13 protein-coding genes are annotated in these 17,375 nt (G+C 33.6%); 6 read left to right on the top strand and 7 right to left on the bottom strand.

Annotated elements, in window-relative coordinates:
- Positions 1 to 13: 13 nt before the first annotated feature.
- The 5 genes from DPN68_RS06835 to DPN68_RS06815 all read left to right on the top strand — a co-directional run bounded on the left by DPN68_RS06835 (position 14) and on the right by DPN68_RS06815 (position 5,638).
- Positions 14 to 1,378 carry a tetratricopeptide repeat protein gene (locus DPN68_RS06835; protein WP_113988910.1) on the top strand — a complete coding sequence of 455 codons (1,365 nt, stop codon included), beginning with the start codon at positions 14 to 16 and terminating at the stop codon, positions 1,376 to 1,378.
- 34 nt (positions 1,379 to 1,412) lie between these two features.
- Complete coding sequence (gene lptC / locus DPN68_RS06830) at positions 1,413 to 1,937, top strand: LPS export ABC transporter periplasmic protein LptC (protein ID WP_239987050.1); 525 nt, start codon at positions 1,413 to 1,415, stop codon at positions 1,935 to 1,937.
- A gap of 51 nt (positions 1,938 to 1,988) precedes the next feature.
- A complete protein-coding gene (locus DPN68_RS06825) occupies positions 1,989 to 2,171 on the top strand; it encodes a hypothetical protein (RefSeq protein WP_113988908.1) in 183 nt (60 codons plus the stop codon).
- Positions 2,172 to 2,177: 6 nt separating this feature from the next.
- Positions 2,178 to 3,446, top strand: a complete 1,269-nt coding sequence (locus tag DPN68_RS06820) for a hemolysin family protein (protein WP_113988907.1) — start codon at positions 2,178 to 2,180, stop codon at positions 3,444 to 3,446.
- An 89-nt stretch (positions 3,447 to 3,535) separates the two neighbouring features.
- Positions 3,536 to 5,638, top strand: a complete 2,103-nt coding sequence (locus tag DPN68_RS06815; RefSeq protein WP_113988906.1) for a peptidylprolyl isomerase — start codon at positions 3,536 to 3,538, stop codon at positions 5,636 to 5,638.
- A 46-nt stretch (positions 5,639 to 5,684) separates the two neighbouring features.
- Here the strand turns inward: DPN68_RS06815 and DPN68_RS06810 are convergent, their stop codons facing one another.
- The 4 genes from DPN68_RS06810 to lepA all read right to left on the bottom strand — a co-directional run bounded on the left by DPN68_RS06810 (position 5,685) and on the right by lepA (position 13,616).
- Positions 5,685 to 6,125, bottom strand: a complete 441-nt coding sequence (locus DPN68_RS06810; protein ID WP_113988905.1) for a LexA family protein — start codon at positions 6,123 to 6,125, stop codon at positions 5,685 to 5,687.
- Positions 6,119 to 7,384: a Y-family DNA polymerase gene (locus DPN68_RS06805; RefSeq protein ID WP_113988904.1), complete on the bottom strand. Its 1,266-nt coding sequence runs from the start codon at positions 7,382 to 7,384 to the stop codon at positions 6,119 to 6,121. Before DPN68_RS06805 ends, DPN68_RS06810 begins: the two co-directional genes overlap by 7 nt.
- 49 nt (positions 7,385 to 7,433) lie before the next feature.
- A complete protein-coding gene (locus DPN68_RS06800; protein WP_133256575.1) occupies positions 7,434 to 11,693 on the bottom strand; it encodes a T9SS type B sorting domain-containing protein in 4,260 nt (1,419 codons plus the stop codon).
- Between the two features lie 126 nt (positions 11,694 to 11,819).
- Entirely contained in the window at positions 11,820 to 13,616 is a 1,797-nt protein-coding gene (lepA, locus tag DPN68_RS06795) for a translation elongation factor 4 (RefSeq protein WP_113988902.1), read from the bottom strand.
- Positions 13,617 to 13,965: 349 nt separating this feature from the next.
- Here lepA and dusB point away from each other — a divergent pair, with 349 nt between their 5' ends.
- Positions 13,966 to 14,961 (top strand): tRNA dihydrouridine synthase DusB, encoded by a 996-nt coding sequence (dusB, locus tag DPN68_RS06790; RefSeq protein WP_113988901.1) that lies wholly within the window; start codon positions 13,966 to 13,968, stop codon positions 14,959 to 14,961.
- A gap of 4 nt (positions 14,962 to 14,965) precedes the next feature.
- On the opposite strand, the gene DPN68_RS06785 is transcribed toward dusB, so the two are convergent.
- The 3 genes from DPN68_RS06785 to DPN68_RS06775 all read right to left on the bottom strand — a co-directional run bounded on the left by DPN68_RS06785 (position 14,966) and on the right by DPN68_RS06775 (position 17,337).
- Positions 14,966 to 15,325 (bottom strand): nuclear transport factor 2 family protein, encoded by a 360-nt coding sequence (locus DPN68_RS06785; RefSeq protein ID WP_113988900.1) that lies wholly within the window; start codon positions 15,323 to 15,325, stop codon positions 14,966 to 14,968.
- Positions 15,326 to 15,419: 94 nt separating this feature from the next.
- A complete protein-coding gene (locus DPN68_RS06780) occupies positions 15,420 to 16,313 on the bottom strand; it encodes a pseudouridine synthase (RefSeq protein WP_113988899.1) in 894 nt (297 codons plus the stop codon).
- A gap of 103 nt (positions 16,314 to 16,416) precedes the next feature.
- Positions 16,417 to 17,337, bottom strand: a complete 921-nt coding sequence (locus DPN68_RS06775) for a geranylgeranylglycerol-phosphate geranylgeranyltransferase (protein ID WP_113988898.1) — start codon at positions 17,335 to 17,337, stop codon at positions 16,417 to 16,419.
- Between the last annotated feature and the right edge of the window lie 38 nt (positions 17,338 to 17,375).

Genomic DNA, 17,375 nt, shown 5'->3' with positions numbered 1-17,375 from the left:
AAATTAAATAAAAATGAAAAAGACGTTAACTTTATTAGCACTTACAGCAATTAGCTACATAGGTTACACTCAAAATGCTGAAGCTTGTACTGAGAACATCAGTTTACTTGCCACATCAGTAAAAGCAAAGGATGGTGCCGCTTATGATTATTTAACTACGTTAAGAAAAGACTGCCCTTCTTTTCATAAAGGCATTTACAACTATGGTGAATTTGCAATCAAACAACGTATTGATACAGCTAAAGATAATGCTGAAAAAGAAAAATATGTAGCTGATTTATTGAAATTATACGAAGAATTTTTTAAATATTTCCCAAATGATGGAGCTGGGGTAGATATGAAGAAAGGATTAGCTTTATTTAGCTATGCGCCTGAAAAGAAAGTAGAAATCTACAACTATTTTGATAATGCATTTAAAAGTGATAATGCTAATTTTAGCTCAACAAGAGGATTATATGCTTATTTCGAAATTTTCGTAAACGATTACAAAGCAGGAACGAAAGGAATTACATTACAACAAGTTTTCGATAAATATGATGATATTTCTGAAAAACTTGCTGAACTAGAAAAAGTTGATTCTGAAGCTAAAGACATTTTAATTGCAAAAGAAGAAGCAGGCGCTCAATTAGATTCTAAAGAAGCTAAAAGAAAAGCCAAATTGGAAGAAAATTTAGAAAACATAACCATTGTAACTTCTAGTATGGATGCTATTATTATAGAACTTTCAAGCTGTGATAAATTAATTCCTTTCTACCAAAAAGGATTTGAAGAAAACAAAAATAACGAAGTTTGGTTAAAAAGAGCCGCTGACCGTTTAGAGTCTAAAGAATGTGATACTGATCCATTGTTTTCTAAAATTTCTGAAGCACTTTACAAATTAAACCCAAGTGCAGATGCAGCATACAAATTGGGGGTTGTTGAAATGCAAAAGAAAAATACAACTAAAGCAATGAGTTATTTTGAGCAAGCCGCTAACTTGTACACCGATAACACTAAAAAAGCGACAGTTTACATGAAAATTGCTTCAACTTACATGAATTCAAACAAAAGTCAAGCTAGAGCTTATGCTAGAAAAGCTTTACAAGTGAAGCCATCATACGGAAGAGCCTATTTATTAATCGCTCAATTGTATGGAAACAGCATCAATGATTGTGGAAAAACGCCATTTGACAAAAGAGCAATGTATTGGTTAGCAGCTCAATATGCAGACAAAGCAGCAGTAGCAGATTCATCTCTAAAAGAAGCAGCAAATAAAATGGCAGCAAGCTACAGAGCAGCAGCTCCTTCTAGAACCGATATCTTTAATGAAGGTATGTCTGGAAAAAGAATTGCCTTTGATTGTTGGGTAGGCGAAAGTGTTGTAGTACCAACATTATAAGATGAACCAAAAAATTAAAAATATATTTTTAAACATGGTCACGGTATTTATCGTGACTATGTTTTTTTCATGTGAAGGTTCTTTAAAAGATGTGCAACGCTTTAATCAATCGTCATTTGTTCCTTCAGGTGAAGCCGACACTATTAATCTTCGTTATACAGACTCAGGTAAAATAAAGTCTATTTTACAAAGTCCAAAAATGTTGGATTACGCCACTATAGAAAACCCTTTTACCGAATTTCCAAAAGGAATTCTAGTAACCATGTTTGATGATAAAGGAAACACTACTATTATTAAATCCAATTACGCCATTACCTATAAAAAAACAGATATCATTGATTTACAAGGCGATGTTACCATTACTTCTCACGATGGAAAAAAACTAGAAACATCGCAATTGTATTACGATCAAAAAAACGAATGGTTTTTTACGGAGAAGTTTTTTAAATTTACAAAAGAAGACGGTGGTTATCTTCAAGGACCAGGCGTAGATTTTAGCAAAGATTTCAAAATCTTCAACATGCAACAAAGTAGCGGTGAAGTAAATTCTTCTGAGTAATTCGTTTTACCAACTCAAATAATTTACCTACTTTTGGTAAAATTTCACATCATGACATATTTAAAATTTATTCAATATTTCTATTTAGCTTTTGCTATTTTTTCTTTTGGTTTTGCTTATACACAATGGCAAGCAGGTGAAGATTTTATACTTCCAATCGTTGTTGGAGTGGTTTGCATTGGCATGTTCTTTTTTAGAAGACATTTCTACAAAAAATATCAAAACCGTCAATAATTACCTATGGAAATTACGGTAATTGTAATTTGTCTTTTACTCTCAGCCTTTTTCTCTGGAATGGAAATAGCATATGTTTCTTCAAACAAAGTATACCTTTCCATAGAAAAAAAACAAAACAATTTCAATGCAAAAATTCTAAACAAACTCATTGAAAAACCATCGCAGTTCATAACCTCTATGCTCGTTGGTAACAATGTGGTTTTGGTAGTTTATGGTATATTTTCTGGAGAACTGTTAATGAATTGGCTAACGTCATTTTCGTTTTCTTTTACTCCATTTGTAAATTTATTACTCCAAACCATACTTTCAACAATCATTATTTTATTTACAGCAGAATTTCTTCCAAAAGTTTTTTTTCAGATATATGCAAATTCATTTGTAAAACTTTTTGCATTTCCGGCTTATGTTTTCTATCAATTATTCTATTGGGTTACTAAATTTATTATTTGGATTTCTGATTTTATTTTAATTAAATTCTTTAAAACAGAAGGCGATCAAGTTCAGGAATATTTTAGTAAAGTTGAACTAGGAAATTACATTTCCGAACAAATAAACGGCATTTCCAATAGCGAAGAGATTGATTCCGAAATTCAAATTTTTCAAAATGCATTAGAATTCTCAGCGCTCAAAGCCAGAGACATAATGACGCCACGAACAGAAATTGCTGCAGTCGATATTACCGATTCAGTTAACGAGCTAAAAGAACTGTTCATTTCAACTGGATATTCTAAAATTGTCATCTATCAAGAAGGAATAGACGACATCTTAGGTTACGTGCATTCGTTTGAATTGTTCAAAAAGCCAAAATCCATCAAATCAGTAATGATTCCAATAGAATTTGTTCCCGAAACCATCTTTATTAAAGATTTATTAGACATGCTTACCAAAAAAAGAAAAAGCATGGCAGTAATTCTGGATGAATACGGCGGAACTTCAGGGATTGTAACTGTAGAAGACATTATAGAAGAGCTTTTTGGTGAAATTGAAGATGAACATGACGAAGACGAAACCTTAATTGATGAAAAAATCGAAGAAGATATTTATCTTTTCTCTGCGCGTTTGGATGTAGAATTCTTGAATGAAAAATACAATCTCAATATTCCAGAAACAGATTCATACAGTACCTTAGGTGGTTTTATCGTTCATAATACCAATGAAATTCCGCAAAAAGAAGAAAAAATAAGAATAGAAAATTTCGAAATTACCATACATTCCGCTTCAAATAAAAAAATTGAATTGGTTCGACTTTCGATTCTTGATGAAAAACAATAAAAAATTAACTGAAATTATGCATTTTCTATTTTATTATTGAATAGATAATTGTATTTTCGCCCTCTGAAAAAAAGTAAATTGATATAAAAATGGCAGTTTTATCTAAAATTAGACAACGTTCATTCGTTTTAATCGTAATCATTGCGCTAGCATTATTTTCATTTGTATTAGCAGATGTAATCCAAAGTGGTGGTTTCGGTTCAAATTCTAATAATGTAGGTTCTGTAAATGGTACCGATATTTCTTCAATTGAGTTCATGCAAAAAGTAGCTCAAGTTGAAAAACAAGGACAAAACACTTCAAACACGCAAGCAATCAATAGTGTTTGGGAACAACACGTAAGAAGCATCATCATTGGTGATGAAATCGAAAAATTAGGATTAGGAATTGCGGGTGACCAACTTGTAAAAGTAATTAAAGAAAATCCATATTTTGCTCAAAATCCTCAGTTTTTAAATGCGGCAGGAACATTTGACGAAAATAAATTCAGAGAATTTGTAAAGTCTATCAAAAATGATCCAAATCAAGATCGTTGGAGAGAATGGCAAAACTTTGAAGCAGAGGTAGAAAAAACTGCTATAGAGCAATTGTACTACAACTTAATCAAAGGTGGAGTATACACTACTAAAGCTGAAGGAAAGTTCAAACATATGGTTGAAAACAAAAAAGCGAATTTCGAATACGTAACTGTTCCTTATAGCTCAATTAATGATGAAGAAGTAAAAGTTTCTGACGATGAAATTATTGCATACATGAAGAAAAATGCAAAAAAATACAAGTCAGACAACACAAGAAGCATCGAATATGTTTTAATTGAAAACAAACCATCTGACGAAGATGAAAAAGCAATGGTTGGCGCTATTAACTCAGTTTTGTACGGTAAAGTTGTATACAATGAGAAGACACAACAAAACGACACATTACCTGCATTCAAAGATGTAACGGATGTAGCATCATTTGTGAATGCTAATTCAGATATCAAATTTGATTCTACTTACTTAGCAAAATCACAACTTCCAGTTGAATATCAAGAACAATTATTCAATTTATCAAAAGATGAAGTTTTTGGACCTTATACTTACAGCGGATTCCAATGTGTTTCTAAAATGATTGACAAAAAAGCAAATGCAAGTGCAAAAGCTAGTCATATTTTAATTTCTTATGAAGGAGCAGAACGCTCATCAGCTACAAGAACTAAAGACGAAGCGCAAAAATTAGCTAACGAATTATTAGCTAAAGCAAAAGCAAATCCAGTAGGTTTCGGTTTATTAGCTGACGAAAACACTGATGATCCAGGTTCTAAAGGAAAAGGTGGTGAATATGACAATATTATGCCAGGACAAATGGTTCCAAAGTTCAATGATTTCGTATTTGATAGCCCAGTAGGCGCAATTGGATTAGTTGAAACAGAATTTGGTTTCCATGTTATTAAAGTAGCTGATAAATATAGCTCTGTGTTAATTGGAACAGTAGCACAAAAAATTGAGCCTTCAAGTAAAACTATTGATGCTGTTTATACAACAGCTTCAAAATTAGAAGCAGATGCAACTACTAAAAATTTCGAGGAGATTGCTAAAGCAGCTAATTTAACAGTTGTTCCTGCAGGAAACATAAAAGCTTTTGATGAATTCGTTTCTGGTTTAGGAGCACAAAGAGAAGTGGTTCGTTGGACATTCAATGAAGACACAAATGTGGGAAGCGTAAAACGTTTTGAAACACCTCAAGGATATATTGTTGCAAAATTAAAAGAGAAAAACGATACGGGTTTACTTCCATTAGAATATGCTAGAGAAAATGTTGGTGTAATTTTACGCAACGAGAAAAAAGCAGACTTAATTAAAAAGAAAATGACAGGTGCCACATTAGAGGAAGTAGCAAAAGCTACTGGAAGTTCTGTTTTAACTGCTAACGATGTGATTTTAGGAAATGTTTTAATTCCAAATGTTGGTCAAGAACCAAAAGTTGTTGGAACTGCATTTGCTTTAGCAACAGGAAAAACTTCGAAATTAATTGATGGGAATAGTGGTGTATTTATCATCAGAGCCAAATCTGTAATTGAAGCTCCTGCTGTAAACGCTTACACAAGCCAAATTACTCAAGAAATGCAAACACAACAAAACAATGCACAAATGAGAGCATATGAAGCTTTAAAAGATAAAGCTACTATCAAAGACAATCGCTTTCAGTTTTAAATAAAAAAAATAGAGTACAAAAAATCCCGATTTTATCGGGATTTTTTTATGTCAATTTTTTAATCACATAGGTTACAATTCCCCAAACTACAAACTCATTTTCTTTTGAAACCTCAATTGGTTTGTAATTTGAATTTTCGGGCAAGAGTAAAATTTTATCTTCCTGAATTTCAATTCGTTTAACGGTAAACTCGCCGTCTATAAAACAAACCGCGATTCGATTGCTAATCACAGGCAAACTTCTGTCGATTACTAGAATATCACCATCACTTATTCCTGCGTCTATCATTGAATTACCACTTGCTTTAGCATAAAAAGTTGCCTCTTTGTTTTTAATTAGAAACGCATCTAAACTAATTTTTTCTTCTTCAAAGTCGGCAGCTGGAGAAGGAAATCCAGCATTAATTCCCTGATTAATAATTGGTATACTAATTCCAGAATTAAAATCGGGCTGAAAGAATTGTAATTTTGTGGTTTTCCCTAACATTTCACTTTTAGTATTTCATTAATATCAGTAGTATAACATTGCGACAAATGATTTTGACGCATTTTCCATGTTTTTGATAAATCTTGCCCAGCCAATTTAATCTTGCGTTCTCCCGATTTTTTCTGCCAAAAATCCATTACCTCAACAATACGTTGGTATTTCGGATTTTCTTCATCAAACAAAGAAAACTGTTTCTGCCCTTGAGGAATAATTGTTGTAACGATAATTCCAGCTTTTTTATAAGCTGTGCCTTCTTGGTAAATATCGTTTAACATTTTAGTTGCTGCTTGTCCAATAGAAAATGAGGTATTAGTTGCAAAAGGAAGCGATTCCATTCGATAAAAATTGTATTTATCTCCTTGATTTACTTTGAATTTATTCTTTTTTAAGTATAAAATAACAGTCGTACAACATAAGTTTTGCTTTCGCAATTTCTCTGAACAAACCGATGCAAAAGTCAGAATTCGCTCCTTCAAACTGTCAAAATCAGCAATATCATTTTCAAAACTTCTAGTAACAGCAATATTTTTTTTAGACTTAGGCTCTTCCATTTCCAAAACGGAAATACCGAGTAGTTCCATACGTAAACGAATACCAACTACACCAATTTCACGTTGGATAAAAGCTTCATGTTGTGGTAACGTAAAATCATAAGCGGTACGGATGTTTTTTGCTAACATTTTTTTTGCCAATCGAAAACCAATACCCCAAACGTCTTCAATTTTAGTCCATTTAAGAGCTTTTAACCGCTTCTCTTCTGTATCAACTACATAAACGCCTTGCGTACGGTCTGGAAATTTTTTTGCAATTTTATTGGCAACTTTCGCTAATGCTTTCGAAGGAGCAAAACCTACACAAATGGGGATTCCAACACATTTATGAATTAATGTCTTCATTTTAGCACCATAACTTTCATAATTAGGAATTTTCATTCCTTCAAAATTCAGAAAAGCTTCATCAATACTATATACCTCAACATTGGGAGTAAAATGAGTTAGCAACCGCATAACCCTACCGCTTAAATCACCGTATAAAGCATAATTAGATGAGAATACATGAATACCATTGGCCTTTATTTTTTCACGAAGTTGAAACTCGGGTGCACCCATTGAAATTCCTAGTTGTTTTGCTTCGTTACTGCGCGAAATAACACATCCATCATTATTAGACAAAACGACTACTGGCTTGTTATTCAATTGAGGTTGAAAAACACGCTCACAGGAAACATAGAAATTATTACAATCAACTAAAGCATACATATTACAAAATTACTGCTTTTAATTCTTGAATAAATGCTACAAATGTTAATTAACGTATTAAAGAAAAGTGGGCTCTAAATTGTTGCTTTTCGGTTGAATTTTGTGGATAATATTCTACTAGAAACCAATAATCAGTAGAAGGCAAATCCTGACCATTGAATTTACCATCCCAACCATCACTGGAAGCAGACATTTGTTTTAAAAGTTTACCATAACGGTCAAATATCGAAATTATAGCTTCTGGTTGATGACTTAAATCCCAGATATTCCATGTTTCGTTATAACCATCTCCATTGGGAGTAAAGAAATTAGGGTAATTGATAATATAAATTGGACCCACAATTGTAGGTGAACAATTTCCTAAAACATCATAAATATTTACGTAGTATTCGCCAGTGGGCAAGTTAGTAAACACATTACTAGATTGATATTCCGTTACGCTTCCATCAGGATAAACCAATTGATACAAATAATCGCCAAATCCACCAGTAAGATTTACCGTGATAAAAGTATTGTTTTCAAACGGAGTACTTACCGTAAAGTCAGCAACAGCAGGACTAGACTGTATGATAGTTGCTGTGGTTGAATTATAGTTGCAATCTGCGCCAACATCTGGTGTTAACTTAATAAATTCAACCGTATAAACTCCAGCTTGAGAAGCAGTATAACTTGGTCCAGTTCCCATTAAAGTACCGTTTAAAAACCAATTTACTGTAAAAAATGCAGGATTTAAACCCGAATTCATTGTAAAGGTTCTTAGTACATCACCGGTTTGAGAATCTACACAGATAATTCCTCCTTCAATGGTAATATCAAGTAATGGGTGAACTGTGAATGTAAATGAAATTTCGTCATTACAATTTGGATTTCCGATAGCCGAAGCATACACATAATACGTATAGGTTCCTGGAGCTGAAATATTCAAATTCGTAATCAAATCCGAAACATTACCCCCAGATTGCGAATAATAACCAATATTATAAGTTGTTGTTGGCAATGTAGGTAACACGTAAGTTCCGCATTCTTCATTATCGAAAACTAAACCCAAAGTAGCTAAGTTAGGTGTTTCGGAAACTACAATATCAAAGCTATCTTCTTCCGTACAAATAATTCTATCACCATTAACCGCATATACATAAATAGTTGTAGTTGTATTTGACGTATTGAAAACGGTTCCTGGTGGCACAGGATTTACTCCATTGGAATCATAAAAATATCCAATAGTATAATCAAATGGCGTTGGAGCTACATGTGTTAAAGCAGGTAGTTGAAAATTTTCAAACTCACATACATTTACATTTGGATAATCTGGTAAATTAATACCATTATAAGTGATTGTAAAAGGTAAATTTATTTCACAACCAGTTGAAGTATAAATATTGTATAAATAAAAAGTTTGTGTAATATCAAATACTTGAGTTGAAGAAACCACTGTCCCTCCTCCACTTGGTCCATCTGGAGCCGTATAAATGGTCCCGTTTACAGGTGTTGGTATAGAATAAGGCAAACATTCTGTTCTACTAAACACATTATCAGCAGATGGAAACGGATTTAAAGTAATGGTAAAACTTGATTCGTTTTCACAACCATTAGCATCAATTCCATTATAAATATAATAGGTTCCAGGCGATAAGTTTAATCCTGATAAATCAATTCTATCTCCCGCATTTAATTGTTGCTGACCAGATACTGTTGGTCCACCAGATAAGGTATAATAAGTGCCATTGTTAAGAACAGGCAAGACAAATTCACCACAATAAACATCACTTGCAATTGTATCAACTAGCGGTAAAGGATTAATCGTAATATTGTAATTTAAGTTAGACGTGCAATTAGGCAATGTGGTTGTATTGGTAAAATAATAGACTACTTGAGAAGACGTAATATTCAAATCAGTAATTGGAGTTCCGCCACCATTAGGTGCTGTAAAATATCCTCCGAAAGGAACAACTGGCAATGTGTAAACACCACAACCTGAAACAGTCGTAAAAACGGTTGTATCTACCAAATTAATTACCAAATCATTAAAGTCGATACAAGCTCCGGGTTGCCCCTGACTATTAGTATGAGCTAAAGAATTAACAACATAATACGTTCCTGGAAAGTTTGGTCCGCTGATACTAATTATATCACCTGTATTTAAAGTTGTTCCGCTTCCGTCAGGAGTCGTATTATAAAACCCGTTTGCTAATGGAGGCAATACATAAGAATCACAAGTAGTAACATCGTCTGGATCATCGACTAAAGGTAATGGATGTACATAGAAAACAAACTGTTCGTCTCTACACAACACACCATCAATCTCTGCATAATAATACAAAGTTTCTGTAAAAGTAGTATCTGAACTATTTATATATTCAGTGCCTGATGGAACAATAACTCCCGTTCCTGCTGGCCCTCCGGGTTGTGTATAAAAATTTCCAATATTTTCAGGTGGTGTTGGCACAACAAATCGCCCACAATGATCTAATTGAGGAATATATTCGTCAATTAAAGTTAAATTAAAGCTTGACTCATTTGTGCATCCATTTGCATCTGGACCAGCAAAAACATAGTAAGTTCCTCCATCAACTAATATGTCACCTATGTTATATTGCACTTGACCAGGTGTTGTTGGTCCGCCTGACAACAAATAATAGGTTCCATTTACAATAGTTGGCAAGGTGAATTGACTGCACTCTATAGGGTCAGGAATATCATCCACAATAGGTAGTGGATTAATTGTTATAATAACAGAAGTAACATCGAAACAATTAGGATTTGAATTATCTTGGATTCGAATTCCAACAGTAATTGTAGTTGTTCCGTTAGGAATTGAAATAGAAGTTATAGGATTTGTTCCAGAAGAAGCTTCTCCTAAAGAATTATAATAGGTAACGGTATAATTAGCTGGAGATTGACCATTTAAAACTTCATCAGTTGTTGTGCTAGTAAAAGTATATGTTGTACTTCCTTGACCTTCACAAACTGAAACAGGACTAGGTTGTGTTGCTACAACAGCATTGGTTACAATCAAGTCGAAGACATACTCGGCATCACAAAAATTACCAGTTACCGTATTGAAAATCTTTATATAAATAGTTTGACCACCTGCACTTGGGTAAGAAGTTAAATCTCCATTTGGAATTGGATTATTTGCTACTATATCTGCTGGGGATTCGTAATAAAAAACATCGTAAATAGCAGTATCAATACCTAAAGCCGCTTCATTATTTGTAGTAAGATTAAAATTATAAGAGGCTGCACCCGTGTTACAGGTAAGCAAGTCGGCCGGATTTGTAACTGCCAAATCAGTAAAGACAATCGTATCGGTAATCAAACACGTTCCTCTAACCGCTTCAACCGTGTAAGTTCCTGCCTGAGTTACTGTATAAGTTGAATTTGTTTCACCAGGGATAGGATTTCCATTTTCAAACCATGTATAAGTAAAGGTATTATCTAAATTAGTATCCAACTGAAACGTATCGCCAGTGCAAATAATTTGATCTTCTCCTAAATCTAAAGTAGTAGTAAAACTTCCTGCCGCAATAAAAACTGCAGAATCAAAACCTGAATTGGCATAATCCCCAATTACCAATCGAATTCTGTAAGGTGTATTTGGAACAACAGATGAAGAAGCATTCATAACCACCGTTTGACCTCTCATATTTAATGTTGAAGCCGGATTTCCAACATTATAAATTCCAAAAAAACCAGGATTAACAGAAGCGCAACTATTATTTGGGCTAGACGGATCATTGTAAATACTATTTCTGATTGTCGTAACCGAAACGGGTGTGCTTGTCCCTGGAATTACCGCTAAATTAGTTGAAACTCCTGACGACAAATTAGTTAGCACAAAAGCAAAAACATCACTGAATTCACATTGATAAAACCCGTATTCGTTTGAAGCAAATAAGAAATTAAAACTAAAACTGTTAGAAAGTGGAATGAAATCAAACTCTAAATACTCTGCATCTACTATAGGGCTTGTTCCTCCATTAGCATCACTTAAAGTTTGCAAAAAAGGATCACCAGAAGCAGTAACCGAACTACTTAAATTAGCACCTGTATAAGGTCCTTGAGTAAAAGTTGCAACACCATTTCTTATAATTATTCCCTCTGGAATTGGGAAAGTAGAGCCATTTTGATTAAAATAAGCAACAGCTTGAGTTGATGAAACGGAAATATTAGAAACTTCTACACAAGAATTTCCCAACAACAAATCAACTAATTGCGCTGGGGAATTTGTAGTATTATCAACTGTTATCGCTTGAGAAAACAAACAACTAGTATATAAAAAGGCGAATATAAAAAATGTTTTTTTCAAAATTCCTTCAGATTTAATACAACAGATCTAAATTTAACAAAAAAACACAAATAAAGATGAATTAAAACTAAAAAAGTTTGAATATTAAATAATATTCAAACTTTTTGTTAATTATGTGATTTTTTATTAATCGTTCAATTTCAAAACAGCCATAAAAGCTTCTTGTGGAATTTCTACGTTTCCTACCAAACGCATTCTCTTTTTACCTTTTTTCTGTTTTTCTAGTAATTTACGTTTACGTGAGATATCACCACCATAACATTTGGCAGTAACGTCTTTTCGTAATGCTTTAATGGTTTCACGAGCAATGATTTTGGCTCCAATTGCAGCTTGAATTGGAATATCAAATTGTTGTCTTGGAATTAATTCGCGTAGCTTTTCACACATTTTTTTACCAATGTTGAATGCATTACTTTCATGAATTAAAGCCGAAAGCGCATCTACTGATTGTGCATTTAACAACACATCTAATTTTACTAATTTCGATTCTTTCATTCCTATTGGATGATAGTCAAAAGAAGCGTATCCTTTAGAAACTGTTTTTAATCTATCATAAAAATCAAATACAATTTCCGCTAACGGCATATCGAAATTCAATTCAACTCGTTCGGTTGTTAAATACGTTTGATTGGTAATAATACCGCGCTTTTCGATACACAAACTCATTACATTTCCAACGAAATCTGACTTTGTAATAATTGTTGCTTTTATATAAGGCTCTTCTACTCTATCTAATTTGGAAGGCTCTGGTAAATCGGATGGATTGTTTACAATCAAAACCGTATCAGGTTCTTTTTTGGTAAACGCATGATACGAAACGTTAGGTACCGTAGTAATAACCGTCATATCAAACTCACGCTCTAAACGCTCTTGAATAATTTCCATGTGCAACATTCCTAAGAATCCACAACGGAAACCAAATCCTAAAGCCGCCGAACTTTCAGGAGTAAATACCAAAGAAGCATCATTCAATTGTAGTTTTTCCATCGAAGCACGCAAATCTTCGTAATCTTCAGTATCAACAGGATAAATTCCGGCGAAAACCATTGGTTTTACATCCTCAAATCCGGTAATCATATTGGTTGTTGGCGTTTTTGCATCCGTTAAGGTATCACCAACTTTTACTTCTTTTGCTTCTTTAATTCCCGAAATTAAATACCCAACATCACCAGTAGAAATGACGTTTTTTGGAACCTGATTTAACTTCAACGTTCCTACTTCATCTGCAAAATATTCATTGCCAGTTGCCATGAATTTAATTTTCTGCCCTTTCTTAATTTCTCCATTTTTCACACGGAAAATAACTTCAATTCCACGAAACGGATTGTAATGCGAATCGAAAATCAAAGCTTGTAACGGTTCATCAACATTACCTTTTGGTGCAGGAATTTTTTCAATAATGGCTGCCAAAATATTTTCAACACCAAAACCTGTTTTTCCAGAAGCATGAATAATATCTTCCAATTTACAACCTAGTAAATCGATAATATCATCACTAACTTCTTCCGGATTAGCACTTGGCAAATCTACTTTATTTAAAACTGGAATAATCTCCAAATCATTTTCTAAAGCCAAATATAAATTGGAAATTGTTTGAGCCTGAATACTTTGCGCTGCATCTACAATCAACAAAGCGCCTTCACAAGCAGCAATAGAACGAGAAACCTCATACGAGAAATCCACGTGACCTGGAGTGTCGATCAAATTTAGAATATATTGTTCTCCTTTGTAGGTATATTCCATTTGAATAGCGTGACTTTTTATGGTAATTCCACGTTCGCGTTCTAAGTCCATGTTATCTAGTAACTGTGCCTTTTCTTCACGAGCGGTCACCGTTTGTGTAGCGCCCAATAAACGGTCTGCCAACGTACTTTTTCCGTGGTCAATGTGTGCAATAATGCAGAAATTTCTAATGTTTTTCATCTTTCAATGTAAAGTTCAAGTACAAGAGCCATTTTCATCTTCCAAACTCTTGTTCGTTTAATCTGCAAATATAAGCTAAAGTTTTGATTGTATATCAACAAAAAGCAACGCTAAATACCAAAAAAAGAATACAAACCACATAGAAACATAGATTTTTAATAAAGGCTTTAGTAATCCACAGGAATTGCATTCAAACATAGGCAGATATAATCGTGAAAGCCTATACAAACTATCCAAAAGCGAAGCTTCTTATTTTTTAACACAAACCAACTATCTTTCTATGTGGTAAAAACCAAAAAAAACAATAATTAAAAAATCTTGTCGTATTTTTGCAAAAAATTGAATCAAAATGCCTAAAATTGGTAACATCATACTACCGGATTTTCCTTTATTGTTAGCTCCAATGGAAGACGTAAGCGACCCACCATTTCGTCGTTTATGTAAATTACATGGAGCCGATTTGATGTATTCGGAATTCATTTCTTCAGAAGGATTAATTCGTGATGCTATGAAGAGCAAACAAAAATTAGATATTTTTGATTACGAACGTCCAGTTGGAATTCAGATTTTTGGTGGTGATGAAGAAGCAATGGAAATGTCTTCAAGAATTGTGGATGCAGTCCAACCTGATTTGGTAGACATTAATTTTGGTTGTCCCGTAAAAAAAGTAGTTTGTAAAGGTGCTGGAGCAGGCGTTTTGAAAGATGTCGATTTGATGATTCGCTTAACGAAAGCGGTTATTAAAGGAACTAGTTTGCCTGTTACGGTAAAAACACGTTTGGGTTGGGATGAAAATTCGATTAATATTGATGAAGTTGCTGAACGTTTGCAAGATATTGGCGTACAAGCTTTAACCATTCACGCTAGAACTCGTGCGCAAATGTACAAAGGTCATTCAGATTGGTCGCACATTCAGCGAGTGAAAGAAAATCCGAGAATTACAATGCCAATTTTTGGAAATGGCGATATCGATTCTCCTGAAAAAGCATTGGAATACAAAAATAAATACGGTTTAGATGGTATGATGATTGGTCGCGCTGCAATTGGTTATCCTTGGATTTTTAATGAAATCAAACATTATTTCGCCACAGGAGAAAAACTAGCACCACCAAGCATGAACGACCGAATTGAAGCCGCAAGAAATCACTTAATTTGGAGTATCGAATGGAAAGGCGAAAGATTAGGCATCAACGAAATGCGTCGTCATTATACCAATTATTTCAAAGGTATTCACGGTTTTAAAGAATACAAACAAAAATTGGTTACTACAGATGGTATCAATCAATTATTGGATGTGTTTACTGAGATTGAACAGGTTTATGCGGATTATGTTTTTGAGGGGTAATTATTTACCCATGATACACCTTAGAAAACACAATTCTTCCCTCTTTAATTTCTAAGACTTCAGCTACCAACATATCGGATTCGCCTTCGACTTGACGAATGTATTCCATGAAAACACGGTCAGTGTTAGCGGTTAATGAAGTTACTTTGTAGTGTAATGTTGGCAATCTATCAAAAGCATCTTGCCACCAAACACGCATCGCTTCTTTTCCAATGATTAAACCATTAGTTTCGGGTTGACGAATTTTTAACTTCGGACTGAAATGTTGGGCTTCGTCGTCGTATAGTTCTAGTAATTTCTCTAAATTTTTGGTATTAAAAGCATCGAACCATCGAATGGCAATTTGTTGTAATTGATTGGGCATAAAGTATAGATTTTAACGCAAAGAGCGCAAAGGTTGTTAAACAAAAAAAGACACAAAGAAGAATCGTTGTGCCTTTGTGTTTTAGAAAATGATATTACGCATTTTTCAAGTTAATGATTTCTTGTTCGGTTAAGAACCTCCAATCACCTCTTGGTAAATTTTTCTTGGTTAAACCTGCGAATGTTACGCGATCTACTTTTAAAACATCGTATTTTAAATGTTCAAAAATTTTACGTACGATTTTAACATTTGAAGTCTTCATTTTTAAACCAATTTCACTCTTTGGTTGATCTTCAATATAAGTGATTTCTTCTACATAAACTCTAAAATCATCAATTGTTAATCCTTTTTGAATGCGTTCCAAATCTTCAAATCGCAAGTTCTTATCTAAAGTCACTTGGTATACTTTTGACGAACGTTGGTTTGGAGCCGTGAATTTCTGAACAATTTCAGTATCATTGGTAAACAATAATAAACCGGTAGTGGTTTTGTCCATTCTTCCTACTGGCATTAAATTCGCTTTGGTAGCATTTCGAACCAAATCCAAAACGTTAGCCGAACCTGGAGAATCATCACCAGCAGTTGAAAAGTTTTTTGGTTTATTTAATAAAATATATTCTTTTTTCTCTGGTGTAATGTTAACACCGTCAAATTGAACAGAATCGGTTAATTTTACTTTGTAACCCATTTCGGTAACCACAACACCATTTACTTTTACATTTCCACTTTGGATGTAAATATCGGCATCTCTTCGGCTGCACATTCCTGAATTAGAAATGTAGCGATTCAAACGAATTTCATCTGGATTTGATGGTTTTTTTGGTGCTTTTGAAGCTTTTGGCGCTTCTTTTGCTGCTTCTGGTTTGGTTTTAAACTTTGAAGGCGCTTTGCGAATAGGTGAATTTCCTCTTGAATTACTATCTTTCTTGTAACCTCCTTGTCTTCCTGAACCCGGACGACTTTTATCGCTATCTTGATGACGTGACATATTATAAACAAATTTCTGCAAAGATATAACTTATATGTGGAAACGCACACTTTAGTTTTTTAAATACCAAAATGTTATGGGCGTAAACCTGTCCAATTGAGGCTTATGGCGTTAAAATCAATTTTTTTCCATGAAGTAAAACTTCAGGCTCTATCAAAACGATACTAAAAACACCAGCTACAATGATAAATTTCAATAAAAAATGCAACTTCAAAAAACCTGATTTGGATTGAATTTTCCATAATTGCAAGACAAAAAATAAAAGCAACAACAAACTGATATAGAAATACGTATCCATATAACCCACAAAAAACACATTGGTTAAATAATACACTGGAATTAAGGTTCCAATAACCAACAATGTAACCACTATTTTAGCCGTTTGTAAACCAAAAACTACTGGAATAGTTTTGTAATCCGTAATTAAATCACCTTCAACATTTTCTAAATCTTTGATTAATTCTCGAATTAAAATCAGTAGAAATAAAAATGTAGCGTGAGCAAAAATGACTTGGTAGAAGTTTTTGTAGTACATCAAAACACCAAAAAAAGGTAAAACCGCCAAAATAGCGGCCGTTAAATTGCCTAACAAGAATATTTTCTTCAATTTATGGGAATAAAACCAAATGAGAAAAATGTAAGTAGAGAAGAATAAAACCGCGCGCCAAGAAATGAAAAACATCAAGAAAGCAACAATGAAATTAATTCCAAAATAGACTTTCAGTTTTGTTTCCTGACTTACCAAACGGTCAATCATAGCTTTTTTAGGGCGATTGATTAGGTCTTTTTTGGCATCGTAAAAATTATTGATAATATAACCCGAAGCAATGGCTAAAGTGGATGCCAAAACTATCAAAAACAAACGCCAATCGAGGATAATATCCAACGCTCGTTTTTCGGGAGCCAAAATGAAAATAGCAGAAAGATATTGTGCTAATGCTACAACCCAAATATTGTATCCTCTAATTACAGAGAAGAAACTGAGGACTTTTTTTAAAAATAATTTGGATTTGCGAGTGAGCATTTCTCTTTTGGTTTTGGGTTATGGGTGATTGGTAATTG

Origin of the sequence: Flavobacterium tibetense (assembly GCF_003293845.1) — a bacterium.
In the GTDB taxonomy this organism is placed as follows: Bacteria; Bacteroidota; Bacteroidia; order Flavobacteriales; family Flavobacteriaceae; genus Flavobacterium; species Flavobacterium tibetense.
This window is presented reverse-complemented; position numbering and strand designations above follow the sequence as displayed.

What these genes read in the sequence shown, in the direction of transcription:
- DPN68_RS06810 (WP_113988905.1), bottom strand. Translation starts at nt 6,125, where the DNA reads ATGTTAGGGAAAACCACAAAATTACAATTCTTTCAGCCCGATTTTAAT.
- lptC (WP_239987050.1), top strand. Translation starts at nt 1,413, where the DNA reads ATGGTCACGGTATTTATCGTGACTATGTTTTTTTCATGTGAAGGTTCT.
- DPN68_RS06775 (WP_113988898.1), bottom strand. Translation starts at nt 17,337, where the DNA reads ATGCTCACTCGCAAATCCAAATTATTTTTAAAAAAAGTCCTCAGTTTC.
- DPN68_RS06835 (WP_113988910.1), top strand. Translation starts at nt 14, where the DNA reads ATGAAAAAGACGTTAACTTTATTAGCACTTACAGCAATTAGCTACATA.
- DPN68_RS06805 (WP_113988904.1), bottom strand. Translation starts at nt 7,384, where the DNA reads ATGTATGCTTTAGTTGATTGTAATAATTTCTATGTTTCCTGTGAGCGT.
- dusB (WP_113988901.1), top strand. Translation starts at nt 13,966, where the DNA reads ATGCCTAAAATTGGTAACATCATACTACCGGATTTTCCTTTATTGTTA.
- DPN68_RS06820 (WP_113988907.1), top strand. Translation starts at nt 2,178, where the DNA reads ATGGAAATTACGGTAATTGTAATTTGTCTTTTACTCTCAGCCTTTTTC.
- DPN68_RS06815 (WP_113988906.1), top strand. Translation starts at nt 3,536, where the DNA reads ATGGCAGTTTTATCTAAAATTAGACAACGTTCATTCGTTTTAATCGTA.
- DPN68_RS06785 (WP_113988900.1), bottom strand. Translation starts at nt 15,325, where the DNA reads ATGCCCAATCAATTACAACAAATTGCCATTCGATGGTTCGATGCTTTT.
- DPN68_RS06780 (WP_113988899.1), bottom strand. Translation starts at nt 16,313, where the DNA reads ATGTCACGTCATCAAGATAGCGATAAAAGTCGTCCGGGTTCAGGAAGA.
- DPN68_RS06825 (WP_113988908.1), top strand. Translation starts at nt 1,989, where the DNA reads ATGACATATTTAAAATTTATTCAATATTTCTATTTAGCTTTTGCTATT.
- lepA (WP_113988902.1), bottom strand. Translation starts at nt 13,616, where the DNA reads ATGAAAAACATTAGAAATTTCTGCATTATTGCACACATTGACCACGGA.